Origin of the sequence: Pectobacterium atrosepticum (genome assembly GCA_019056595.1) — a bacterium.
In the GTDB taxonomy this organism is placed as follows: Bacteria; Pseudomonadota; Gammaproteobacteria; order Enterobacterales; family Enterobacteriaceae; genus Pectobacterium; species Pectobacterium atrosepticum.
Genome location: CP036163.1, coordinates 1,523,876 through 1,548,782 on the forward strand (window position 1 = coordinate 1,523,876; position 24,907 = coordinate 1,548,782).

Annotated in this window: 20 protein-coding genes; 8 read left to right on the plus strand and 12 right to left on the minus strand. The window is 53.6% G+C overall.

Going from position 1 to position 24,907, the window contains the following annotated elements:
• Positions 1-11: 11 nt before the first annotated feature.
• From cysT to DCX48_07515, 5 genes are all read right to left on the minus strand, one after another.
• Positions 12-824, minus strand: a complete 813-nt coding sequence (gene cysT / locus DCX48_07495; protein ID QXE14370.1) for a sulfate ABC transporter permease subunit CysT — start codon at positions 822-824, stop codon at positions 12-14.
• Between the two features lie 156 nt (positions 825-980).
• The gene (locus tag DCX48_07500) at positions 981-1,991 is read right to left on the minus strand and encodes a sulfate ABC transporter substrate-binding protein (GenBank protein ID QXE14371.1); all 1,011 of its coding nucleotides are present in this window, start codon (positions 1,989-1,991) and stop codon (positions 981-983) included.
• A 319-nt stretch (positions 1,992-2,310) separates the two neighbouring features.
• Positions 2,311-3,468: a CdaR family transcriptional regulator gene (locus DCX48_07505; protein QXE14372.1), complete on the minus strand. Its 1,158-nt coding sequence runs from the start codon at positions 3,466-3,468 to the stop codon at positions 2,311-2,313.
• Positions 3,469-3,700: 232 nt separating this feature from the next.
• Positions 3,701-5,167 (minus strand): serine endoprotease DegP, encoded by a 1,467-nt coding sequence (gene degP, locus DCX48_07510; protein QXE14373.1) that lies wholly within the window; start codon positions 5,165-5,167, stop codon positions 3,701-3,703.
• A gap of 189 nt (positions 5,168-5,356) precedes the next feature.
• Complete coding sequence (locus DCX48_07515; GenBank protein ID QXE14374.1) at positions 5,357-6,868, minus strand: dGTPase; 1,512 nt, start codon at positions 6,866-6,868, stop codon at positions 5,357-5,359.
• Positions 6,869-7,097: 229 nt separating this feature from the next.
• Here DCX48_07515 and mtnN point away from each other — a divergent pair, with 229 nt between their 5' ends.
• From mtnN to DCX48_07530, 3 genes are all read left to right on the plus strand, one after another.
• Positions 7,098-7,796: a 5'-methylthioadenosine/S-adenosylhomocysteine nucleosidase gene (mtnN, locus tag DCX48_07520; protein ID QXE14375.1), complete on the plus strand. Its 699-nt coding sequence runs from the start codon at positions 7,098-7,100 to the stop codon at positions 7,794-7,796.
• A 3-nt stretch (positions 7,797-7,799) separates the two neighbouring features.
• The gene (gene btuF, locus DCX48_07525; GenBank protein QXE14376.1) at positions 7,800-8,639 is read left to right on the plus strand and encodes a vitamin B12 ABC transporter substrate-binding protein BtuF; all 840 of its coding nucleotides are present in this window, start codon (positions 7,800-7,802) and stop codon (positions 8,637-8,639) included.
• 218 nt (positions 8,640-8,857) lie between these two features.
• Positions 8,858-9,136: a hypothetical protein gene (locus DCX48_07530; protein QXE14377.1), complete on the plus strand. Its 279-nt coding sequence runs from the start codon at positions 8,858-8,860 to the stop codon at positions 9,134-9,136.
• A gap of 259 nt (positions 9,137-9,395) precedes the next feature.
• On the opposite strand, the gene erpA is transcribed toward DCX48_07530, so the two are convergent.
• Positions 9,396-9,743 (minus strand): iron-sulfur cluster insertion protein ErpA, encoded by a 348-nt coding sequence (erpA, locus tag DCX48_07535; protein QXE14378.1) that lies wholly within the window; start codon positions 9,741-9,743, stop codon positions 9,396-9,398.
• A 267-nt stretch (positions 9,744-10,010) separates the two neighbouring features.
• Between erpA and DCX48_07540 the strand changes: the two genes are divergently transcribed.
• On the plus strand, positions 10,011-11,291 hold the full coding sequence (locus tag DCX48_07540; GenBank protein QXE14379.1) for a glutamate-1-semialdehyde 2,1-aminomutase: 1,281 nt from the start codon (positions 10,011-10,013) through the stop codon (positions 11,289-11,291).
• Positions 11,292-11,368: 77 nt separating this feature from the next.
• On the opposite strand, the gene DCX48_07545 is transcribed toward DCX48_07540, so the two are convergent.
• Positions 11,369-12,829: a PLP-dependent aminotransferase family protein gene (locus DCX48_07545; GenBank protein QXE14380.1), complete on the minus strand. Its 1,461-nt coding sequence runs from the start codon at positions 12,827-12,829 to the stop codon at positions 11,369-11,371.
• Positions 12,830-12,964: 135 nt separating this feature from the next.
• Between DCX48_07545 and DCX48_07550 the strand changes: the two genes are divergently transcribed.
• Entirely contained in the window at positions 12,965-13,555 is a 591-nt protein-coding gene (locus DCX48_07550; GenBank protein QXE14381.1) for a LysE family translocator, read from the plus strand.
• Positions 13,556-13,592: 37 nt separating this feature from the next.
• Here DCX48_07550 and fhuB read toward each other — a convergent pair whose 3' ends face one another.
• From fhuB to hrpB, 5 genes are all read right to left on the minus strand, one after another.
• On the minus strand, positions 13,593-15,611 hold the full coding sequence (fhuB, locus tag DCX48_07555; protein QXE14382.1) for a Fe(3+)-hydroxamate ABC transporter permease FhuB: 2,019 nt from the start codon (positions 15,609-15,611) through the stop codon (positions 13,593-13,595).
• The gene (gene fhuD / locus DCX48_07560; GenBank protein QXE14383.1) at positions 15,604-16,530 is read right to left on the minus strand and encodes a Fe(3+)-hydroxamate ABC transporter substrate-binding protein FhuD; all 927 of its coding nucleotides are present in this window, start codon (positions 16,528-16,530) and stop codon (positions 15,604-15,606) included. The genes fhuB and fhuD overlap by 8 nt, the downstream gene beginning before the upstream one ends.
• A 16-nt stretch (positions 16,531-16,546) precedes the next feature.
• A complete protein-coding gene (fhuC, locus tag DCX48_07565) occupies positions 16,547-17,344 on the minus strand; it encodes a Fe3+-hydroxamate ABC transporter ATP-binding protein FhuC (protein QXE14384.1) in 798 nt (265 codons plus the stop codon).
• Positions 17,345-17,658: 314 nt separating this feature from the next.
• Positions 17,659-20,133 carry a bifunctional glycosyl transferase/transpeptidase gene (locus tag DCX48_07570; GenBank protein QXE14385.1) on the minus strand — a complete coding sequence of 825 codons (2,475 nt, stop codon included), beginning with the start codon at positions 20,131-20,133 and terminating at the stop codon, positions 17,659-17,661.
• A gap of 102 nt (positions 20,134-20,235) precedes the next feature.
• The gene (gene hrpB / locus DCX48_07575; protein QXE14386.1) at positions 20,236-22,716 is read right to left on the minus strand and encodes an ATP-dependent helicase HrpB; all 2,481 of its coding nucleotides are present in this window, start codon (positions 22,714-22,716) and stop codon (positions 20,236-20,238) included.
• Between the two features lie 92 nt (positions 22,717-22,808).
• Here hrpB and DCX48_07580 point away from each other — a divergent pair, with 92 nt between their 5' ends.
• The 3 genes from DCX48_07580 to dksA all read left to right on the plus strand — a co-directional run bounded on the left by DCX48_07580 (position 22,809) and on the right by dksA (position 24,788).
• On the plus strand, positions 22,809-23,339 hold the full coding sequence (locus tag DCX48_07580; protein ID QXE14387.1) for an RNA 2',3'-cyclic phosphodiesterase: 531 nt from the start codon (positions 22,809-22,811) through the stop codon (positions 23,337-23,339).
• Positions 23,340-23,359: 20 nt separating this feature from the next.
• Positions 23,360-24,064, plus strand: a complete 705-nt coding sequence (gene sfsA / locus DCX48_07585; GenBank protein ID QXE14388.1) for a DNA/RNA nuclease SfsA — start codon at positions 23,360-23,362, stop codon at positions 24,062-24,064.
• A gap of 268 nt (positions 24,065-24,332) precedes the next feature.
• Positions 24,333-24,788, plus strand: a complete 456-nt coding sequence (gene dksA, locus DCX48_07590; GenBank protein ID QXE14389.1) for an RNA polymerase-binding protein DksA — start codon at positions 24,333-24,335, stop codon at positions 24,786-24,788.
• Positions 24,789-24,907: the final 119 nt, after the last annotated feature.

The following is a 24,907-nucleotide window of genomic DNA, read 5'->3' on the forward strand; positions in this document are numbered from 1 at the left end:
ACGACCAGCCCTTACAGTTTCGGTTGAATGCGACGCTGCAACACGTTAATCAGCAGCAGCATAATGAAAGAAACCAGCAGCATGAACACGCCGATCCCGGTTGCCCCCTTGTAGTCATACTGATCGAGCTTGGAGACAATCAGCAGCGGCAGGATTTCCGTTTTAAAGGGGATATTTCCCGCGATAAACACCACAGAACCGTATTCCCCTACGCCGCGGGCAAAGGCCAAAGCAAAACCAGTTAGCCATGCGGGTAACAGCGCGGGAAGTAATACATGGCGGAAAACCTGAAGCGGACGTGCGCCAAGGCAGGCGGCCGCCTCTTCCACTTCTTTGGGAATATCAGCTAACACCGGTTGCACCGTTCTGACCACGAAAGGCAGCGTGACGAAGATCAGCGCCAGCGTGATACCAATGCTGGTATAGGCAATTTTGAACGGAAACAGCGAACCAATCAGGCCATTCGGCGCATACAACGCTGTCAGAGCAATCCCCGCCACGGCGGTTGGCAGCGCAAAGGGCATGTCGATCATGGCGTCGATCACTTTACGGCCGGGGAAAGTATAGCGAACGAGCACCCACGCCAGCAGCGTCCCAAGAATGCCGTTAATAAAAGCGGCTGCCAGTGCCGTACCAAACGAAAGCCGAAGAGAAAAAAGCACCTGACGGCTGGTGATCAGATCCCAAAACTGGCCGAACGTTAATTGGCTTGCATACAAAAACATTCCTGCCAATGGAATGAGGACAACTAATCCTAAATAGCTCAGGCTAAACCCTAACGTTAGCCCGAAACCGGGAATCACTGAGGGAGAACGCTGTGACATACCGTGCCTTTAATTTTCATACTCACTATCCAGCCAACAACTGCTTGCCGACGCGCGCTACCTGACAGTACGTTTCAGGTGGCAGTTCCTCTGCCTTTTTAACCTGAAAAAAGCCGCTAGGGTAATAGCGGCCTTAATCCGTCAGACGTTATAAATTTACTTATTGATCTCTTTAAAGATTTTGTCGAACACGCCGCCATCGTTAAAGAATTTGTCCTGTGCCGCTTTCCAGCCGCCGAAATCCTTATCGATCGTAACCAGGTTCACCGGTGCAAACTGATCTTTAAACTCTTCGGCAATCTTAGCGTTACGTGGACGGTAGAAGTTTTTACCGATAATACGTTGTGCTTCGTCGCTATAGAGGTATTGCAGATAAGCTTCAGCCTGTTTCTGCGTCCCTTTGCGCTCGACCACTTTGTCGACAACAGCGACTGGCGGTTCGGCCAAAATCGACAAGGACGGCGTGACGATCTCAAGCTGATCGCCGCCCTGCTCTTTCAGAGACAGGTAAGCTTCGTTTTCCCATGCCAGCAGCACATCGCCCAGCTGACGTTGTACAAAGCTAATGGTCGCGCCACGCGCACCGGTATCCAGTACTGGAGCGTGACGATACAATTCGGTGACAAATTTCAGTGCGGTTTCTTCATTGCCGCCCGGTTGCGCTTTGGCATAAGCCCATGCAGCGAGGAAGTTCCAACGTGCTCCACCGGACGTTTTCGGGTTTGGCGTGATCACTTCAACGCCCGGTTTCACCAGATCGTTCCAGTCTTTGATTTGCTTCGGATTACCTTTACGCACCAGAAAAACGATGGTGGAAGTGTAAGGGGTGCTGTTATCAGGCAAACGCGCCTGCCACTTAGGATCGATCAGTGGTTGGTTCAGGTTTAATGCGTCAATGTCACCCGCCAGCGCCAGCGTAACCACATCAGCCTGCAAGCCATCAATGACCGAACGCGCCTGCTTTCCAGAACCACCGTGCGAGTTTTTGATAGTGATATCTTCACCCGTGGTCGCTTTCCAATGCTTAATAAACGCTGAATTGTATTGCTGATACAGCTCACGCGTCGGATCGTAAGACACGTTTAATAATTCGGTAGCCGCCGAGGCCACACCAGAGAACAACAGCGCTGCCGTAGCAACAGATAACCCCAGACGACGTATTGACATTCTCACTCCCTAACCTTAATGCTTGAAAGTATTTAGATGAAATAATGATGAATGCGATCGATTGACGCCGTTGATGCGGCTATCAGGCTGACAACATGGGAGTGACAATAGTGGATATAAGGAAGGGGCAAAAATATTGTTTCGCGATAATTTATGCTATAGCGTTATATTGTTAATGGTTATGTCATAGTTTTCAGTCTAAGTAATGTTGTTACGACTGAAGACCTAGAGGGGTAGCCCTGATGCCAACCAGCATCAGGGGAACACGGTAGAAATTCAGATGGAGTAACGGTGGACGTAAAGCCGTTTTTCTTCTGCCCTACTCTTCTTCATCCAGTTGCAAGGCTACATACAGCAGCAGACGATCGTCAAAATTCCCCAAATCCAAGCCCGTCAGTTCAGAGATACGATTAAGGCGATACTCTAGCGTATTGCGGTGAATAAACAGCGCTTTTGCCGTCGCACCGGGTTGCACGTTATTACGGAACCAGGCACCTAGCGTCCGGCGCAACAGACCATTGCCATCCATTGCCTTGAGCTTCGAGAGCGGACGCACCAGTTCGTTTGCCTGCCATCCACCACGCAGGCTGTCCAACAGCACAGGCAACATCAGATCCTGATAGTAATAACAACGCTGTGCGGGCATTCGCTGCTTGCCTACGCTCATTGTCGTGCGCGCCGTACGGTAAGAACGCGCGATACTGCCGGGGCCAGCAAAATAGTTCCCCAGCGCCAGCCGCACCCGCAGCCGACTGCTTTCCGCCATCCGCGACATTAGCGTATCCACGCGTCTGCGATGTTCTTCCGCATCCCAACGCCCATGGCTATTCAGCGCCGGTTTTAGTACCACCATTTCCGTCAGGGAAACGATAGCGATCAGGTTGTCACGCTCTGGCGTAGTCAGCAGCGTCTGCAACTGCTGTAGCTCTGCCATTGCCGAATCTACGCCAAGCTGCCCGCTGTCCACTTCGATCACCGCTGCAACACGGGGTTTATTCATATCGATACCTAAACGCTGCGCCCACTCCATGAGAGCAGGGGACAGATCGTCGGTACGGACCAGGTTCAACACGAGCTCTTCCCGCAGACGGCTGTCCTGTGCCAGCATATGCAACAGCCTCGCCTGCTCCAGCATCATTTCCGCTGTCATACAGACAAGCTCGCCGTATTGGCGTAACTGGCTAGGATTCCCCGTAAGACCGATAACACCGACGATTTCACCGTCGATGCGCAGGGGTAAATTAATGCCCGGACGCACGCCATGCAGGTGGCGCGCCACAGCGTCATCAATATCGACAACCCGCCCCTGCGAGAGTGCCAGCAGCGCCCCTTCGTGCAGTTCCCCCAATCGTTCCTGATCGCCACTGCCGATAATCTTACCGCGAGCATCCATCACGTTGATATTGCTATCAATGATCTGCATAGTCCGCGAGACAATATCCTGTGCCATCTTGGCATTGAGATGATACGACGCCATTTTTACCTCTGAGAGGAACATTGACAATTGCACCAGCATACCGCCACATGGCGCGCCACACATTGTGCAAATTAACAAAGAAATGGGAATTAGGTTAAATCTGTGGAAGAACTCACAAAAGCACTTTCATGGAGAAGCGAGAAATAGCCGGGCAACTGAGTACCCGGCCAGAAAATCAACGTAATAGTTTGTCTTAAAAGGTAATTATTAACTTACACGCTGAACATTTCGATTACTGAGCCAGCAGATAAATCGTGCTGTCACCTCGACGAACGTTCAACGCCAAGACTGCCGGTTTGCTGTCCAGAATTTTACGCAATTCGCCGATATTCTGAACCACCTGTTGGTTAACGCCGAGAATAATATCGTCCTTCTTCAGCCCCACTTTAGCCGCCGCGGAACCGGGTTTAACGTTATCCACCTTAACGCCTTTTTTATCGTCAATCTGAGTATTACTCAGTTCAGCACCTTCAATGCCGGAGTAGAGATTACCGGAAGCCACCTGAGCCTGATTGCTCTGTTGCAGCGTCACATCAACCGTCAGCGGTTTGCCATCACGCAGCAGCCCCAGAGCGACTTTGCTGCCCACCGGCAGCGAACCGACCTGCGCACGCAGCGCGGAGAAACTGCTAACCGCCTTGCCATTCAGCGTGACGATCACATCGCCCGCCTTTATGCCCGCCGCATCTGCTGCCGATTTCGGCCGCACCTGACTCACAAACGCGCCGCGCTGTGCATCAACCTTCATCGCCTGCGCCAGTTCGGAATTCAACTCCGTACCCGTGATGCCCAGTTCGCCGCGCTTCACTTCGCCAAATTCGATAATCTGTGCAACGACACTTTTCACCATATTGCTGGGGATAGCGAAACCGATCCCGATATTGCCGCCGTCTGGCGCAAGAATCGCGGTATTCAGCCCAATCAATTCCCCATTCAGGTTCACCAGCGCCCCGCCGGAATTACCCCGATTAATCGCCGCATCGGTCTGAATAAAGTTCTCGTAGTTTTCAATATTCAAGCCGCTGCGTCCCAGCGCGGACACAATGCCCGATGTCGCGGTTTCCCCCAGGCCATACGGGTTACCAATCGCTACGGTGTAATCACCGACCCGCAGTTGGTCGGAATCCGCAACCTTAATGGCCGTCAGATTTTTAAAGTCCTTCAACTGCACCAGCGCGATATCTGAACGCGGGTCTTTGCCTAGCACTTTACCGTCATACTTGCGGCCATCACTGAGTCGAATCTGAATTTTATCGGCGTTATCCACCACGTGACTATTGGTCACCACGTAGCCTTTTTCCGCATTAATCACTACGCCCGCGCCCAGCGCCTGGAAGTTTTCCTGTTTTGGTTGCGGTTGGCCGCTGTCATCGTCGTCACTATCGCCCTGACACATCGGCGACGACTGGAACGGCGATCCCTCTTGGCAGAACGGCGAGTTTTCACCAAAAAACGGCTGAAGCTGCGGCGGTATACCTTCTTTGCCTGCATTGCTTTCTTTACCCGCATTGGTGGTATGCCCTTCCACATAGATGCTCACCACGGAAGGCATAACATTTTCCAGCATAGGGGCCAGACTAGGTAATTGACCTGATGACGCAGCAGACGCCGCTGACTCAGCCGCATTTGCCGTAGTGGAGCCCATCGCCATCGCCAGACTTAACGCCAGCGCACTCAGAACCAGTGATTTTCTTTTCATAGGAGTATGTCTCATAGTAATCAACACGCGAGTCTTACGGCCCGTGTACCCGACACCGGGTACACTCAGTGGTCGTGCTGTATGAGATAAATATGAACCAACAATGTTCCCGAGGGGAAGAGCGTGAAGCGTAAGGAAATATTGAACGGCTTTACAAAACTCGCGATTTCCGTTGCAGCCTGTTCATCACTAATCCGCCGCCATCAGCTTGCGGTATTCGTCGTAGGCGTACAAATCTGTCATACCGCTGATGTAATCCTGAATCAGACGCGCCCGATAATAATATTCACGGATGATGCGCTCGGGTTCAGCGACGCCGTCCAACTCAGTGACCGCTTCACGATAGGCCAGGCAATGCTTGCTGGATAACTTGTGATAAAGCCGCGTTTCAATCGGATAACGCTTATGCGTATCAGCGCTGACAAGCTGGCTGAAATCCTGATAAGGCATGTCGAGCAGCGGGCTATAAATATCCAGCAGGCCGCGAATCACACGGTCGCCCTGTAGCTCCAGTTGCTCAACTTCATGGTGATTAAAAACGTGCTTTAAGGCGACATGCTTGAAAATGCCTAACAGGCGATTCTGCGGGCTGTCGTCCTCAAGCAACGCCTGATTGAACGATCCGGTATAGATTTCCGGCAGGTTGTCGATAAAACGCAGCGCGGCATGTGGCACCATCTGCCCCACGGTATAAACACGGAGATTCATGAAGAATTGGTCATCGTGGCTGCGCCATTGAAAGCGTTCACGCTCTTTGTAGGCACGTTCGATCGTTTTGGCGAAGATGTCTTTCTCTGCGCCTGCGCCCCAATTTTCACGCAGACGATCGTAAAGTTCTTCGATTGTAAGGATATCTTTCTCAACGGCATCTTCTAAATCCGCGATACAGTACGAGACATCATCGGCCGCTTCCATAATGTAGCTCAGCGGGTGGCGATGAAATTCGCCCATATCCAGTTCTTCACGCAGCCTGGCGACAAACGCTTCCTCTGACAGATAATAACCCGGCTTCTTCATCAAATAGTTGTAATCTGCCGGAAGCTCGCCGTGCCAATACGCGGGGCGGGTATATTTCAGGATACAGGCCACCTGACCGTAGGTCAGATTAAGCTTCAGCAACGTATGCACCAGTCGGATCGCCTGCGCATTGCCTTCAAAATGACTCAGATCCTGCCGGATCTGCCCGCGTAGATCGTCCAGCCCATCCTGCTGCATACGCAGCGTAGGGACTTTACAATCATCAACGCGTTCCGGAGATTCATTGTCCAGATAATGGCTATCCAGTAATTTCCTGAACCATTGATTAATCGCGGATTCGCCAAAATGGCCAAACGGCGGATTGCCGATGTCGTGCATCAGGCAAGCCATTTCAACCAGACTTTCAAACGGCGTTTCTCTGTCGGCCAGCCCGAGCGATGCCAATCGCTCATCGGCTTGCAGGCGGTACAAAATCTCTTTTGCGATGTAGCGGCCAACCTGCTGAACTTCCATCGAGTGAGTCAGGCGGGAACGGACAGCCGCATTACGTTCCAGCGGAAAGACCTGGGTTTTTTGCTGTAAGCGACGAATGGCGGCGGAGTTAATGATACGACCGCGATCGCTCTCAAACTGACGCACAATCGCATATTCACTCTCGGCCGTTTTAGGTCGGCTAAAATGCCGCTGAAAGCTCATTTTTTTGGCGAAATCGATATCAGACATACGGTTCTCCCTGTCATCCCGCTACAGCACAATAATGCACACTCCATCTCATCCCGCTAGCCATGATAGACTAGCTCCCGCGATATACACCTAATACTGGTCATTTAACGATCGACATGCACGGTGCGACCACTGGGAGAGGCATCCCTGTGTTTCCGCTAAAATGGAACTTCAGTGGCCAGCATTAGGTATACATCTTCCATTTATAACAGAATTTACGGGGAACCTTATGAAAGTCGGTATTATCGGCGCGATGGAACAAGAAGTAACGCTGTTACGCGATCGGATTGAAAACCGTCAGACCTTTCAGCGTGCAGGTTGCGAAATCTACACCGGACAAATCAACGGCGTAGAAGTCGCTTTGCTGAAATCCGGTATCGGTAAAGTCTCCGCCGCACTGGGTACCACGCTGCTGCTGGAACATAGCAAGCCGGACGTAGTGATTAACACGGGTTCCGCGGGCGGACTGGCATCCACATTGAACGTCGGTGATATCGTGATTTCTGATGAAGTACGCTACCACGATGCCGACGTCACAGCCTTTGGCTATGAACCCGGCCAGATGGCGGGTTGCCCTGCCGCTTTCCCTGCCGATGAAAAGCTCATCGCGCTGGCGCAGGAAGCCATTGCCGATTTACAACTGAACGCCGTGCGCGGACTGGTTGTTAGCGGCGACGCCTTCATTAACGGCGCAGAGCCGTTAGCACGCATTCGTGCCACCTTCCCGAAGGCAATTGCCGTGGAAATGGAAGCTACCGCGATCGCACATGTCTGCCATCAATTTGGCACACCGTTTGTAGTGGTGCGCGCAATTTCTGATGTGGCCGATAAAGCCTCACACCTGAGTTTTGATGAGTTCCTAAGCGTTGCTGCACAGCAATCAACGCGGATGGTAGAAGCCATTCTGGCCAAGCTGGCTGCTCGCTAATCGATGACCTTCAGGTTCCTCTGCTGGCTGACCGGGCTGCTGCTCTGCACCGCCGCTTATGCCATTCCGCAGCGTGTTATCAGCCTCGCACCACACGCGACGGAAATGGCCTATGCTGCTGGCATGGGCGAACAACTGATTGCGGTCAGCGCCTGGTCAGATTACCCGCCGGAAGCGAAAAAGCTGGAACAGGTTGCCTCCTGGCAGGGAATCAACCTTGAGCGGATCCTCGCCCTCAAGCCCGATCTTATTCTGGCCTGGCGCGAGGGTAACCCGCAGCGACCGCTGGAACAGCTCGCTAATTTCTCGATTCCCATCGTCTATCTGGATGCAAAAACATTAGACGATATTCCAGCGTCATTGCGACAGTTGGCGACATATAGCCGCCATCCTGAGCAAGCCGAACGGGCCGCGACAGATTTTCAGCAACAAATAGGCGAACTACAGCACGCGGATGAGAAGCATAAGGCGGCACATACAGCGCCATTGCGGGTATTCATTCAATTCGGCACTCAGCCTCTGTTTACCTCTTCAAAAGCGACGCTACAGAGCCAGATCGTTTCACTGTGCGGCGCAGAAAATATCTTTAGTGACAGCACTGTGCCCTGGCCACAGGTAAGCCGTGAACAGGTGTTAAGACGACAGCCGCAGGCCATTATTATTGGCGGTGCGTCAGATAAAATTACCAATACGCAGGCGTTTTGGCAGCCGCAATTAACGGTTCCGGTTATTACCGTCAATGAGGACTGGTTTAGCCGCAGCGGCCCCCGTTTGCTCTTGGCAGCACAGCAAATTTGTTCTCAATTAGCAGAATTAAAACTCGCGCCTTCATCAGCAAAATGATTGTTAATTAACACCACAGAACCATTTCGATAACAATAGCTTTATTAGTATACAAGTTGTAACACTAGCAGACTTTTATTTCGCCATAATTTGCCGATAATCTGAACATAACGATGGAATCATAGACATCAATAAAGATGTTGATTACCACTCGTAATAAATGAAATTAGAAAATTTTGAACCGGTATCGGTTCCTTTAACACCAGGTAGCTTTAAACATGAAAAATGCGTTGCTTTATGCGGGCTTGCTAATGGCGGCCTGTAGCACGGCATATGCAGGGAGTCAGGGTGGGCAAATTAACGCTCAACTGACGATATTACCGTCGTGTGGCGTAACGCCGCAATCCGGTCAATATCAAATGAACTGTAACGTAGCCTCTGTACCTCAACCTAAAATTACTGAGTCACGTATTCAGGTCGATCAGGCAAAATTTTCATCCTCCGCGACAAAAACGACGCAAGGTATGGAAACACGTTTGATTACGGTCGAATGGTAACCACAGTAAAACACAAGGCGCATTATTCTAATTAACGCTTCTTATGACAGGTTGCTTGTTACTATGCCCTAAATAATTCGAGTTGCATGAAGGCGGCAACCGAGCGAATCCCCAGGAGCTTACACAGGTAAGTGACTGGGGTGAGTAAGGGCAGCCAACGCACAAGCAGCTTGAAGTATGACGGGCATATAAAAAAACCGTGTCTTGGTAATAAGACACGGTTTTTATTTTTTAGTCGGTGAATAACCGCAATACGAGATCAGACGCTGAAAGAGGAACCGCAGCCGCAGGTAGATTTCGCATTCGGATTCGTCACGATGAAGCGGGAACCTTCCAGCCCTTCGGTATAATCTACCGCACCGCCAACCAGATATTGCAAGCTCATCGGATCAACCACCAACGCCACGCCTTGTTTCTCAATGGTCATGTCGCCGTCGTTGATTTGATCGTCAAAGGTAAAACCATACTGGAAACCGCTACAGCCGCCGCCCGTGATGTACACGCGCAGTTTCAGCTCTGGGTTCTCTTCATCAGCAATCAGGTTTTTCACCTTGCTTGCCGCCGCATCGGTAAATTGCAGAGGCAGTGCTGCTATATCGTCGCTCATATTTTTACTCCCAACTCAGGGCTTATCAGGTGATAGACCCATATTCATACGCTTATTATCCGGCAGGATTAGAAAACGTTCAAGATTTGACAGCCATACCCTAAATAATCGCCGCATTATGCCGCTTCATATTCCCCCCAGCCAGTACTCTCAGTGGGTATGATGTCGTAAGTTTTCAAGTGAAAACCTGCACAGCGATTTCATAACGGCGGTCAGTTCATTAGAATACCTCTACATTTTACGATCAAGACCAGTCAGGACCGCGTAATGAACAAATCTGAAAGCCTGTATGCTGCGGCACAGCAACTTATTCCCGGCGGGGTGAATTCACCTGTCCGCGCCTTTAACGGCGTCGGCGGCACGCCGTTGTTCATCGAACGGGCAGACGGAGCCTATCTCTACGACGTCGACGAACAGGCGTACATTGATTACGTGGGATCGTGGGGTCCGATGGTACTGGGTCACAATCACCCGTCGATTCGTGATGCAGTCATTGCTGCCGCAGAACGCGGTCTGAGTTTTGGCGCGCCCACCGAAATGGAAGTGCAGATGGCGCGTCTGGTCACCTCGCTGGTGCCTAGCATGGATATGGTGCGGATGGTCAACTCCGGTACAGAAGCCACCATGAGCGCGATCCGTCTGGCGCGTGGCTATACGGGCCGCGATAAAATCATCAAATTTGAAGGCTGCTATCATGGTCACGCCGACTGTCTGCTGGTAAAAGCCGGCTCCGGTGCGCTAACGTTGGGCCAGCCTAACTCTCCCGGCGTTCCGGCCGATTTCGCTCGCCATACACTGACCTGCGTCTATAACGATCTGTCATCAGTACGCACCACGTTTGAACAATACCCTGACGAGATCGCCGCGATTATCGTCGAACCCGTCGCGGGCAACATGAACTGCGTTCCACCGCTGCCAGATTTCCTGCCCGGCCTGCGTGCCCTGTGTGACGAGTTTGGCGCTCTGTTCATCATCGATGAAGTCATGACCGGCTTTCGTGTCGCGCTAGCAGGAGCACAGTCACACTACGGCGTAGTACCGGATCTAACCTGTCTGGGGAAAATCATCGGCGGCGGCATGCCAGTCGGCGCATTCGGCGGTAAGCGTGAAGTTATGCAAGCGCTGGCACCGACCGGACCGGTTTATCAGGCGGGAACGCTGTCTGGCAACCCCATCGCCATGGCCGCAGGCTTTGCCTGTTTGACTGAAGTGGCGAAACCCGGCGTACATGAAAAACTCACCGCGTTGACCAATCAGTTGGCCGATGGCCTGCTGGCTGCCGCGAAAGCCGAAAACATTCCGCTAGTGGTTAATCAGGCGGGCGGCATGTTCGGCCTGTTCTTTACCGATGCCGAGAGCGTCACCTGCTATCAGGATGTGATGAAGTGCGACGTCGAGCGCTTTAAGCGTTTCTTCCACATGATGCTGGAAGAAGGGATTTATCTCGCACCGTCTGCTTTTGAAGCAGGCTTCATGTCGCTGGCGCATACGCCACAAGACATTGAACGCACCATCGAAGCCGCACAGATCTGCTTCTCGCGTCTGTAAACGCGAATTTACTATACGACGGCGTCACTCACTGACGCCGTCGTCTGCACATAAACCAGATTCAGTAGACCCTACAGTTAGCCTTCATTCCCCGGCCCGATACCGCTCATTTCACACGCCAGTGCACCCGCGCGCTTAAGCGCATACGTGTAGCGTTCATCAAACGGGTAGCAGCAAGACAGACGAAGCGCGTGCTTACAGCGGCCGCTCAGCGTGTAGAGTTCGCCGGGCGTGACGCAAATTTTCTCTTGCAGCAGACGATGGAATAACTCAACCCCATCTACACCGCCCGGTAATTCCAGCCAGAAGACGAACCCGCCCTGCGGCTGCGTCGCACGTGTACCCTGTGGAAAATGTCGGGCAATCAGCCCACGCGCCTCATCCATCTGCGCGGCATAGCGGCGACGCAGCGTGCGCAGATGGTGATCGTAACCGCCGGACTCCAGAAACTGCGCCAGCGTTTCCGATAGCAGCGCCGATTCCGCCATTGACGATACTGCTTTCAGCCGTGCCACCTGTGCCCGAAAACGCCCCGACGCCATCCAGCCAATACGAAAATCAGGTGCCAGCGTTTTCGTGAAGCTAGAGCAGTAAATGACCCACCCCTCGCGGTCGAAGGCTTTGACAGTAGGCGACAGCGGCCAGGTAAACTGAAGCTCGCTGTATAGCCCATCCTCAATAAGCGGCACCTGATAGTCGTTCACCAGCTTTGCCAGCCGCTTTTTATCCGCCAGCGTCATGCTACACCCTAACGGATTCTGTGCGTTTGGCATGGCGATAATCGCCTGTAACCGATTTTCTGATAGCAGCAGTTCCAGCGCATCCAGCGAGAGACCACGCTGCGGATCGGTAGGAATCTCCACCGTTTTCAAGCCCAGACTGGCTAGCAGAGGGAAGAGATAAAAATAGGTTGGCGTTTCCAACCCCACACAGTCGCCCGGCTGCGTAACCGTGCGTAGCGCCAGCTGCAGCGCTTCCATGCAGCCGTGAGTGATCGTGATGTCCTCGCGGGTCAATGTCATACCCAAATCCATTGCTCGCCGCGCCACTTCGCGCCGCAGCCGTTCACTGCCCGGCGGCAGCGCATAGCGACCAATCAGTTCAGGCTGTCGCCGCAGCAAGGACGCGGCAATACGGCTGATCTTTTCGGTAGGATAGAAATCGGTATGCTGCGGGCACGCCAGAGATATGTTGGTGTAGTCGGGGTGAGTCTGGGCAGCAAATACGGTATCAATCAGATCCAGTTTTTCACTGCCCGGCACAATCACCTGCGCACGGTGAGGCTTGCTTTCCGTTAGCGACGGCAGACGCCCCCGGACAAAATAGCCGGACTGCGGTCGTGCTTCGATCAAACCGCGATCTTCGAGAATACGCCAGGCATTCAGCACCGTATTCACACTCACCTGATGCGATCCGGCGACACGGCGAATCGACGGCAAGCGGCTTCCCGGCGCTAACGTCCCTTGATGAATGGCCGTTGCGAAGGTTTCCGCGAGCTGTTGATAGAGCGTACTTTCTTGTGAGTCGATGATGGACACAGTTCCCCCGCCAGCCAATGAGTACAGTTAACGATTAATGCATTTTGTACCCATTACAATAATCATTTTGTGTATCTGTAACCATTTATTTTTTCTGCCTACTATAGTGTTCTTCCCCATCATCAGGATAACACCATGCTCGATCCTTCTTTTTTCAGCTACGTCACCGTCATGTCGATCACACCGGGACCGAATAATCTGCTGCTGGCGACGTCAGGCGTCAATTTTGGCCTGCGTCGTACGCTACCGATGCTGATGGGTATTTTAATTGGCTGTGCGCTCCAAACGGCGCTGATGGGCGTGGCATTGGAGCTTTTGCTGAGTTGGATGAGCATGATCCGCCTCCCTCTTACCGTGTTGGGATGCGCCTATCTACTGTGGCTATCGTGGAAAATCGTGCGATCGTCGGCACCAGAATTACAAGGGCGAGTACAGCCGATGACTGTACTGCAAGGAACATTATTTCAGGCGGTGAACCCGAAAGCCTGGCTGATGTCCAGCAACATCGCGCTGCTTTATACCGCCAGCAACGGCATTTTCACCATTATGATCGCCTTTATGGCGCTCAATCTGCCCTGCATTTTAGTCTGGGCGCTACTCGGCGATCGCATCGGCAAACATCTTCAGGAGCCGTGGAAACTGAAAGCCTTCAACGGCATCATGGCGCTTTCTCTGGTGCTCACCACGTTCTGGATGCTGGTCGAAGCCATCAACGTCTCCGGCTAATCACACGGCGTCGGCGAGCTTCCCGCCGACGCTCGCGTTATTTCACCTGCTTGCGCAACAGATAAACAAAGTAAGGCGCACCGATAAACGTCGCGAGCAACCCTGCCGGAATCTGCGCCGGAAAGAGGATCATTCGACCAAACCAATCCGCAATTACCATCAGTGCTCCACCAATCAACGCAGAGCTGGCGATTTGTGGCAACACACGACTAAAGCCCAGCATCCGCGCCATATGTGGTGCCATGAGACCCACAAAACTCATCGGCCCAACCATCATAGTTGCCATTGCGGTCAGCACCGAGGCCAGCAGCAAAACCAGCAGGCGAACCGGCGTGACGGCCACACCAAGCGATCTGGCGGTTGTCGTACCAAGCGGCAGAATACGCAGCCAACGCTGACAGAACGGGACGATCAACAGCAACAGAACGGCGATCGCCGCCGTACGTATCGCGTCTACAGGTTCGACCGCATAGGTTGATCCCGACAGCCAGGTCAGCACCGTGCTCATACGTGGATCGCCACTGGCTAACAGCAGCGCGATCACCGTGGAAAACGCCATACTCAGCGCGATCCCCGCCAGCAGCATGCGCTGCGTGGAGAAACCGCCTCGTCCGGCGATAATCACCATGACCAACAACGTCAATGCCGCGCCCGCGCTACCGGCTGGAAGCAACCATACAAAAGCATTGCCGGGAATGAAGAACAGCAAAATAATGACGCCAAACGATGCGCCAGAGCTAATCCCCAGAACCTCCGGGCTTCCCATCGGGTTACCCGTCAATTTTTGGATTAGCGTTCCCGCCACCGCCAGTATCACCCCAGCAGTTAGCGCCGCCAGAACCCGAGGCCAGCGCCATGAAAGCAATTGCGCTAATACATCACCACCGCCCCACTGCCAGCCTTCCGCATCTTTTCCCAACATCAGTGCCATGAGAACGACCATTCCCAGCAGCATGATGCCGAGCACCAGCCACCTTCCCCACAGGCTACGTTCGAGCGTCGGCGTGCTATTACTGTCGACCAGCGCGTGTTGACCGCTATTACGCAGGCGCGGCAGCAGCCAGAGTAGCAGCGGCGCGCCAATCAACGCCGTCGCCGCGCCCGTTGGTACGTCAAGCCACACCCGACTCAGCCAGATAACCCCCTGATCGGTGACGCCTAGCAGCAGCGCCCCCAATAACGGTGCTAATAAGAGGCGGTGGAATAAGCGCCGCGCACCCAGCATTTTCGCCAGCAGCGGCGCAAACAGGCCGATAAAACCGATAATGCCCGCCGCGTTCACCAATTGCGCACACAGGAAAATACCCAAGCCAAGCGCGCTCAGACGCGCCAGCGACAGCCCAAGTCCCAGATTACGCGCAACGCCGTCATCCAGTCCCAACAGCGTTAACGGACGAATCAGAAGCAGCGCCAGACAGAAACACACCAAAAGGCGCGGGAGAACAAACTGCACATTGCTCCAGTCCTGCTGGTTCAGCACGCCGCTGCTCCACAGGAACAACCCCTGAAGCTGTTCATGATGGAAGAGCACCAGCAGTTGATTGACCGCGCTACAGTAGAAACTCAGCACCAGCCCCGCAAGTATCAGCGTCACTGGTGATAATCGCTTGCCCCAGGCAACGCCAAACACCAGTGCGCCAACCACTAGCGCACCGATCATCGCAGCGGCCTGCTGGATCCATTCGCCGCCGGGCAGCGCCCACAGCGTTACCACTGTGATGCCTAGCTGTGCGCCTGTGGCGATCCCCAGCGTTGACGGCTCAGCCAGCGGATTACGCAAGACCTGCTGGAACAGCACGCCACACAACCCCAGCCCTGCACCAATCAGCGGTGCCAGCGCCATGCGCGGTAACAGGCTGTAGTGGAACAGAAGCTGCTGCATATTATTCAAGGCGGGTTGTGTCAGCGCCTCAAACCACTGTGACACAGGCAATTGCTGCTGCAAATTGTAGCTACCCATCCCCAGAATCACGAACAGCAGAAAACCAATTAAAACAATGGGAAGTACCAACGGGTGCACGGCACGCTTGTGCGCGATAGACAAAGAATTAGGCATGATTTCTCGCCTCCAATGCCTGATTCAATATGCGGCAAAAGCGCATCGCCGAGAGCGTTCCACCATACAGCCAAACGGCAGGCACACGCTGTAAACGCTGTTGACGCACAAATGGCATGGCCTGCCAGAGCGGATTATTATCAAGCTGCGCGCTGATGGCGCTATCGCCATGTTCGAAGCAGAGCACATTGGCATCACCGATTTCCACCAGACGTTCAATGCCCACAATCGTACTGCCCCAGAAGCTGGTTTCACCCTGCCAGGCATTCTCTATCCCGACATGATCCATCACTTCCTGAAAAAGACTGTTCTTGGCGATGATCAGTACATGACGGCTATCGATCAGCGTGATGAGCAACAGCGGCCGCTCCGTGTAAGGCTGAAGCGTGATCTTTTCCTGCTGGAGAAACTGCGCCAACTCCGTCAGATGCCGTTCTCCGGCCGCCTTCATATTTAGCGCATCAGCCAGTTTCATCACTGAGGTCTGTGCCGATGTGAGCGGTTTTCCCTGTTCGCTGCTGAAGCCAAAGCCCAGCAACGGAGAGATACGTGACATTTTCGCGACCGAAGGACCGTAACCTTCAGAATAAAGAATCATGGACGGGCGAATCTGCGTCAGCAATTCAAGATTAGGCTCGGTACGCAGTCCCACATCAATCACCGAGTCTGGCAGCGCGGGCTCTTTCACCCACAGGTTGTAATTGTGCTTATCGGCAATCGCGAAGGGCGTGATGCCCAGCGCCAGAAGCAGTTCAACAGGCAACCATTCCAGCGCCACAATACGGTTTAGATCAGGAAAAGCGCTTGTCCCTCCCCTGCTCGCCGCCGAATAAACCAGCGGTGACAGCAGTAGCGCCGTCAGTAAACGACGTCGTAGCGGATCGGGAGAACGCGGGGAAGAAAAAAATTCAGGCATCATTAGCAGGTAAACCGAGTTAACAAACGAAGCTGACCGGTGCGCCACCAGCCGGATGAGGCAGAATGCCCATGGGAATGCCGTAGATATTTTCCAGCACGTCCCCTTGCATCAGCGCAACAGGCTCACCCTGCGCAATCATTTTACCGCCGCGCAATGCCACCAGATGATCGCAGTAGCGGGCAGCCATATTGATATCATGCAACACCGCAATCACGGTGATGCCACGCTCGTGGCTCATGCGCTGAATCAGCGCCAGAACCTCAACCTGATGCGCAATATCCAGCGCGGAAGTCGGTTCATCCAGCAACAGGCAGCGGCTATCCTGCGCCACGGTCATCGCCAGCCAGGCTCGCTGCCGTTCACCGCCGGACAGGCTATCCACCAAACGATTAGCAAACGGCTTTAATCCCACCAGCGTGATGGCTTCTTCGACCTTTTCCCGATCGGCGCTACCGAAACGGCCTAATGCACCATGCCACGGATAGCGCCCCACGGCGACTAGCTCGCGCACGGTCATCCCTTCGGCGGCAGGAAGCTGCTGCGGTAAATAGGCAACCTGACGGGCGAACAATTTGCTGTCCCAGCTTCCTGTCGACTGTTCTCCCAACAGCGCGGTACCGCTGCTGGCAGGCTGATGACGACCCAGAATTTTCAGCAATGTCGATTTTCCTGAGCCGTTGTGGCCAATCAGACCACACACTTTCCCCACAGGAAACGTGATAGATAGCGGATGTAGCAGCGTGCGCCCGGCGACGGAAAAGCTGACGTCATCCAGTCTGAAGGTGGTATCAGGCAGTACAGTTTGATTTTGCATAGTGCTTTTGATTTTTAATGTCACGGACGGAAAGGGGTATTAGCGGCGATCGCTATTCCCGTAACTATCGAACCAGACCCATAACGATCAAGCTAAAAGAGAACGATAATGATTACGATAAAGGCAGCATGATAGGCGCAACGGAATGCCAATCGCAAGACTTTTACCTGTCAACGCTGGAATGGTATAGCAAGAAAAACGACATCTGAAAGGGTGTGACGGTTATCTAAAAATGACAGAGCCTAAAAATGGCAATCACCCACAAATAACCGTCACAAAAGACACCCCCCGGATTAACCGGGGGCTGTGAGAGATTATTGACCAAACATTTCTTTGATCCAGCCAGCGACACCTTCACCGTTTTGCTGGTCCTGCTGCGCTGAAGGCTGCGGCTGGCTAGCCTGACACAATGCCTGAGGGTTATCCGTCCAGACTGGCAATACGCGTCCGGCGCTGCTGCCGTTGCAGACAAAGTTGCCGCTAGCATCCACCGTCATGGTCGTTATGCCTTCCGGCGGCGTCAGCATCAACGGCAGTGGCGTTTGGTTTTCCAGATAGCGGCGATAAATCGTCAGTGCACCGTTCGCCCCGGTCAGTTTAGCCGGGCCGTTGTTATCACGTCCTACCCAGCTAATCGCCACTTCTTTACCATCAATCCCAGCAAACCAGCTATCACGCAGGTCATTGGTGGTACCGGTTTTGGCTGCCAGATGATAATTCGGGAATTTCACCGCCAGTGACCGTGACGTACCACGTTCGACCACCTGCTGCATACCGTATAGCGTCAGATAGGCCGCCTGTGCCGGAACCGCTCGTTCAGCCTGCGGGAAGCTCTGATACAGCATAGTGCCATCTTCCGCAATCACCGAACGCAGTGAGGAAAGTGGAGCACGATTGCCGCCGCTGGCGATCGTCTGGTATTCCTGCGCCACTTCCATCGGCGTTAGACTGATCGCCCCCAACAGCATCGCCGGTACAGTCTGAATCACGTTTTCGGGGATACCTAAACGCTTCAACGTTGCCGTGACCTGATCCAGCCCCACGGCCATCCCCAGATTGACGGTCGGGACGTTCAGCGAGTTTGCCAACGCATCGACTAACATGACGCGGCCACGGAATTCACGATCGTAGTTCTTCGGCTGCCACACTTGTCCGTTAGGTTGCTTGAGCGACAGTGGCTCATCCGCCAGCAAAGTATTCAGACGATAGGTATCCGGCTGGCTCAACGCCGTCAGGTAGGTCGGCGGCTTCGCCAGCGATCCGACAGGACGACGCGCCTGTAGCGCACGGTTAAACCCAGCGTACTGTGTTTGAGCACCGCCAACCATCGCGCGGACTTCGCCACTGAAACGATCGACAATCACCATTGCCGCTTCAAGATCGCTGACGTTACGGCCTGCACGCAGTGCCGGTATACCGACCTCCACCGCTCTTTCCGCTGCATCCTGCGAGACGGGATCGAGCGTGGTAAAGACCTTCACGCCGGAGAGATCGTTAACCTTGTCGCCAAGCCGCTGTTGCAGTTCTTGACGCACCATCTGCATAAATGCCGGTTGAGGGCTGATTACGCCGCCTTTCGGCTGCACGCCCAGCGGACGCGCACTCAGCATGTTGTACAGATCGGCATCAATCACCTGTTGATTCTGCAACAAGCGCAGCACCAGATTGCGTCGCTCTAACGTAATATCTGGGTTACGCCACGGGTTATACAGCGATGCACCTTTCACCATCCCCACCAGCAGCGCCTGCTGATCGAGACTCAGTTCATTCACCGGACGACCAAAGTAATACAGGCTGGCAAGCGGGAAACCACGGATCTGATCGTTACCGCTCTGACCGAGGTACACCTCATTCAGATACAGTTCAAGGATACGATCCTTGCTGTAGCGATAATCCATGATCAGCGCCATATAGGCTTCGTTGGCTTTACGCCACAGCGAACGTTCGTTAGTCAGGAATAGGTTCTTCACCAGCTGCTGCGTCAGCGTACTGCCGCCCTGTACTGCACGTCCCGCCGTAATGTTCGCTAAAAACGCACGACCAATGGAGTACAGGCTGATGCCATCGTGTTCATAGAAATGGCGGTCTTCGGTCGCCACTAAGGTATCCACTAACAGATCGGGGAAACCGGCACGTGGCACGAACAAACGCTGTTCGCCATTCGGCGACTGCATCATGGTGATCAGTTTCGGATCGAGACGGAAAAAGCCGAAGTTACGCTGATTGTCCAGATTCTGGATCTGCGACAGGCGATCGTTGGCAAAGGTCAGGCGCGCCTGAATTTGCCCTTCTTTCCCATCAGGGAAATCAAACGGACGGCGCAGCATATCGATGCTGTTACCACGCACGCTGAATTCACCCGGACGGGTAATACGGCTCACCTGACGGTATTGCATACCTTCCAACAGGCTAATCATCTCTTTCTGGCTATAGGCCATGCCAGGCTCGAGGTTGACCATGCGGCCATAGACGGCGGCAGGCAACTGCCAGACTTTACCTTCGATACGGCTGCGGATCTGGCTGTCGAGATAGACGCCATAGATCGCCATCGCCACAGCAAAGATCAGGAACAGCTTGATCGCCAGCCCCAGCCAGCGCCGTCTTCTCTGCGATTTCCGCGTCATGGTGTCATCGCCGTCATCATCATCGTCGTCATAGTCGTCCTGATAATCGTCATAGTCATCATCATAGTCGTCATCCCTGCGACGTCGTATGGCCTGTTTGCGTTCAGGCTTACGTTTTGGCGCTTTCCCTTTACGTCCGATAGGTTCGCGGTCATCCTGAGACATTACAATAACTTCTCCATCAGGTTGTTCACGGCTATCTGCTCTGCGCTCAAGCCGCCTACTCTGTTTCCAGCTCCTTTTTTGGGAAAGCGGAAACGTCTGAAATTAGTGATTCTGATATTTTTTGGTACGTCTCGTTGGAGCCGTATTTGCCGGATCGTCCGGCCAGATATGCTTGGGGTAACGCCCCTTCATCTCTTTTTGCACCTCACGGTACGTGCCTTGCCAAAACGCCGCTAAATCTCGCGTAATCTGTAGTGGACGCTGTGCTGGCGATAAAAGTTCCAACACCAGCGCCACACGGCCTTCCGCCAGAAGCGGACTCTTCTGCTCGCCGAACATCTCCTGCATCCGTACCGACAGCACCGGTGGCTTATCGTCATAATAAGCGATAGGCAAGCGACTGCCGCCAGGTGCCGTATAATGCGTAGGCAATGCGCTATCCAGCCGCTGGCGCAGCGACCAGTCCAACCGTCGCAGCAGCGCATCGCTCAAATTAATCTGGTGCAGCGCACGTAAATCCCGCACGCCGGACAGCGACGGCTGTAACCAGATATCCAGCGTCGCCAGCAGTGTGTCGTCATCCACTCGCGGCCAGTCAACCTCATTCAACCACTGGTGAGCACACTGTAGGCGAGCGCGTAACTGTAACGCTGCAGCGTCCCAGTTTAATGCCTTGAGCCCCTGCTCCCGAATCCAGGATAACATCGCCTGCTGCAATACCTCATCGGAAGGCTTGTTCAACGGGCGCCTCCGCAGAATCAGGCAACCTATCTGGTCGCGCTGGCTGGCGCGCAGAGTACCCTTTTCTTCGTCCCAGTGCACCACGTTACGCTCATTTATTAATCCAGGCAGTCGCCGTTCCAGCCGCTCAATATCCAGCGGCAACGCCAGCAGGATTCGCGCATCTGCGCTCTGCTTGTTTTGCATTAATCGATCGTTTTGTAATAGCGCGGGTGCCAGCAGCCACTCGTTACCTGACAACGCTTCATCAGCCGACATCATCGCGCCGCTACCGTTAGCGAGCTGGTAACGTCCATCCTGACTGCGCCGCCGGGCGATACGATCAGGGAAAGCCTGTGCCAGCAGCCAATCGGCTTCGCCGCTATCAATATGACCAAAATCAGCAATATGTCCCGAAGCCGTCGATAAACGGCGCGTCAGCTGTTTCGCTCGCCGCAGCCAGTGCGGTAATGGACGATGCAGCCAGTCAGCCAGATTGATCGATCCGCTACGCGGCGGCTCTTCGAGTATCGCCGCCAGACATCCAGCGGTCGCCAACGCCTCTGCACTCTGCTGTGACGCGGCATACAGCATCGTCGCCAGTCGGGCATCGCAGCCGAGTGCTGCGATTTTCCGACCCTCGGCGGTCAACCGACCTTGGTCATCGGTAATACCAAGCTGGCATAGTAGTTGTCGTGCGGCATAAAGCGCGGGGGCGGGGGGCGTATCCAGCCAGGTTAACTGCGCCACATCGGTACAGCCCCACTGTAATAAATCCAGCCAGACGCTGCTTAAATCGCTATTCAGTATCTCGGCTTCGCTTTGAGCCGCCGCACGTTCTGCCTGTTCGCGAGAGCACAAGTGCCAGCAAATACCGGGGCTTAAACGCCCCGCACGCCCCGCACGCTGCACCATTGAGGCCTGACTGATTCGTTGCGTCACCAGCCGAGTTACGCCGCTTTTCACATCGAAGCTCGCTACGCGTTCAAGGCCGCTGTCCATCACCAGTCGAATCCCTTCAATTGTCAGACTGGTTTCAGCTATGTTGGTGGCTAACACCACCTTGCGACGGCCCCGCTCCGCAGGCAGAATGGCCTTTTGCTGTTCCGCCAGCGTCAGTGCGCCATATAAAGGACAAAGGTCGGTCTCGCTCGACACGCTATTTTCCAGCAGTGCCTGCACGCGGCGAATTTCAGCCACACCGGGCAAAAACAACAGCAGCGAACCAGCCTCTTCATTGAGCAAACGTCGCACCTGTCGCGCAACGCCTTCTTCAAAGCGATCCTGGCTATTTAGCGGTGCATAACACCGTTCTACTGGATAGCTGCGACCTTCGGAAACCACGCAGATGGCTTCCGGCAATAGCGCTGATAGCCGCGCATTGTCGAGCGTCGCAGACATAATCAGCAGCGTTAAATCGTCACGCAGCCCCTGTTGCACATCCAGCAGCAGCGCCAATGCCAAATCGGCCTGCACGCTGCGTTCATGAAATTCATCAAGGATGATCAGCCCTACGCCTTGCAGTTCCGCATCCTGTTGCAGTAAACGGGTCAACATCCCTTCGGTGACGACTTCCAGCTTCGTTGCTGCACTCACGCGGCTTTCCGACCGCATGCGATAACCTATCGTTTGACCTAGCTCTTCACCCAACTGTTGCGCCAAACGCCAGGCAACACTCTTCGCCGCCAAACGGCGTGGCTCCAGCATGATGATGCGCCCATTCACGTTGCCCTGTTGCAGCAATTGCAACGGTAGCCAGGTTGATTTCCCCGCCCCCGTTGGGGCATTGAGCAGCACCTGAGGCGCGGTATGTAGCGCCGTTATCACATCATCCAACACGGCGCTAACGGGCGGTAAAATCACAGACATCTCCGTATAAGGTTAACTTTCAGCGGCGAGCATTGTAGCATCTGGATGAATGTAGCATCGGATGGAATCAGAACAGAGAGATCGCCATGTCAGCCACCCGCCGCCTGTTTTTTGCCTTATCACTGCCGGAAACCACACAGCAAGAGATTATCCGCTGGCGTGCCGAACATTTCCCACTGGAAGCAGGCCGTCCAGTGGCTGCGGCCAACCTTCATCTGACGCTGGCTTTTTTAGGCGATGTGAGTGAGCAAAAGGCGCAAGTCTTACAGACCTTAGCAAGCCGCATTCGTCAGCCCGCGTTTACCCTCACGCTGAATGACGCAGGACACTGGCCGCGGCCCGGTGTTGTCTGGCTGGGCTGCCGCCGTGCACCGCGTGGATTGCTACAGCTCGCGGAACTATTGCGCTCTCAGGCGGCGCGCAACGGCTGCTATCAAACAGCATTACCTTTTCACCCACATATTACGTTATTGCGCGGCGCGACTCGTCCCGTGGCGATTCCCCCCGCTACGTTCAGTTGGCAGGCCGACATGACACACTTTTCCCTTTATCAGTCACTTTTCGACAACGGTAAAACCCGCTATCAAAAGCTGGAAAGTTGGTCATTTATTAAATAGACGGTTAGAACAGGATACTTATGGACTATACCCCACGTTTACAGCCCGCCCGGTTGATTAAACGTTACAAACGCTTTTTGGCCGATGTCGTAACGCCGGAAGGCGAGACGCTCACGCTGCACTGTGCCAATACGGGTGCAATGACGGGCTGTGCTACGCCCGGTGATACCGTCTGGTATTCAACGTCCGATAACCCTAAACGCAAGTATCCACAAAGTTGGGAACTGACTGAAACGCAACAAAATCACTGGATTTGTGTCAATACTCTGCGTGCCAACACATTATTGTACGAAGCCTTATTGGAAAATCGCATAGAAGAGCTGGCGGGCTATTCGGACATAAAAACAGAAGTGAAATACGGTACGGAAAACAGCCGAATAGACCTGCTTTTACAGGCGCCGGACAGGATTGACTGCTATATTGAGGTGAAATCCGTCACATTATTGCAACATGAATGTGGTTACTTTCCCGATGCGGTTACACTCAGAGGGCAAAAGCATCTGCGTGAGCTGCAACAAATGGTTTCCAATGGAAAACGCGCGGTTCTTTTTTTCGCCGTTCTCCATTCAGGGATCCAGCAGGTTTCTCCCGCTCGGCATATTGACTCACGCTATGCGGAATTATTTATCGAAGCGCAACAGGCAGGGGTTGAAATTTTATGTTACGGCTCCACATTATGCCCTGACGGTATTAAATTGACGAATAAGCTACCGTTGTTGGGATGAAGCACAAGCATTACATAACACGCCGAACGTACCACCAAAGGCGTAACACATTGTTTATTATTTAATGTATGCAGGTTGTTCGTGACACTTTATCAGGCCGGTGTCAGGAAGCATTGCCAACCCCATCTTCATCTGCTATTTATAGCGGCCTGTTTTTTCCCCCCTTTGGGGGCCGATATACCCAGATAGCTGAAGTTCTGGCCAACAACGCCGCAACTTCACTGCATAAAAGGGTATTATGCGTGTCGTGTTATGTAGGAGAAGCAACATGCAAGAAGGGCAAAATCGTAAGACATCTTCTCTGAGCATTCTCGCAATTGCCGGAGTAGAGCCGTACCAAGAGAAGCCGGGCGAAGAGTATATGAACGACGCTCAGCTGGCTCATTTCAAGCGTATTCTTGAAGCATGGCGCAACCAACTCATGGATGAAGTGGACCGGACTGTATCGCACATGCGCGATGAAGCCGCTAATTTTCCCGATCCCGTGGATCGCGCAGCGCAGGAAGAAGAGTTCAGTCTCGAACTGCGTAACCGTGACCGTGAGCGCAAGTTGATCAAGAAAATCGCCAAAACCCTGGTGAAAATCGAAGATGAGGATTTCGGATTCTGTGAATCCTGTGGCGTCGAGATTGGCATCCGCCGTCTGGAAGCTCGTCCGACTGCCGATCTGTGTATCGACTGCAAAACGCTGGCAGAGATACGCGAAAAGCAAATGGCGGGATAATTCTCCTGTCCAGAATCGGCTCCTGCCACTCGCAGGGGCCGTCTTCGGATAATTTACCGCTGATGAATGACATTCATCACTCTATCTTCTGTCTGGATAAATGCTGACGAGATAGCACC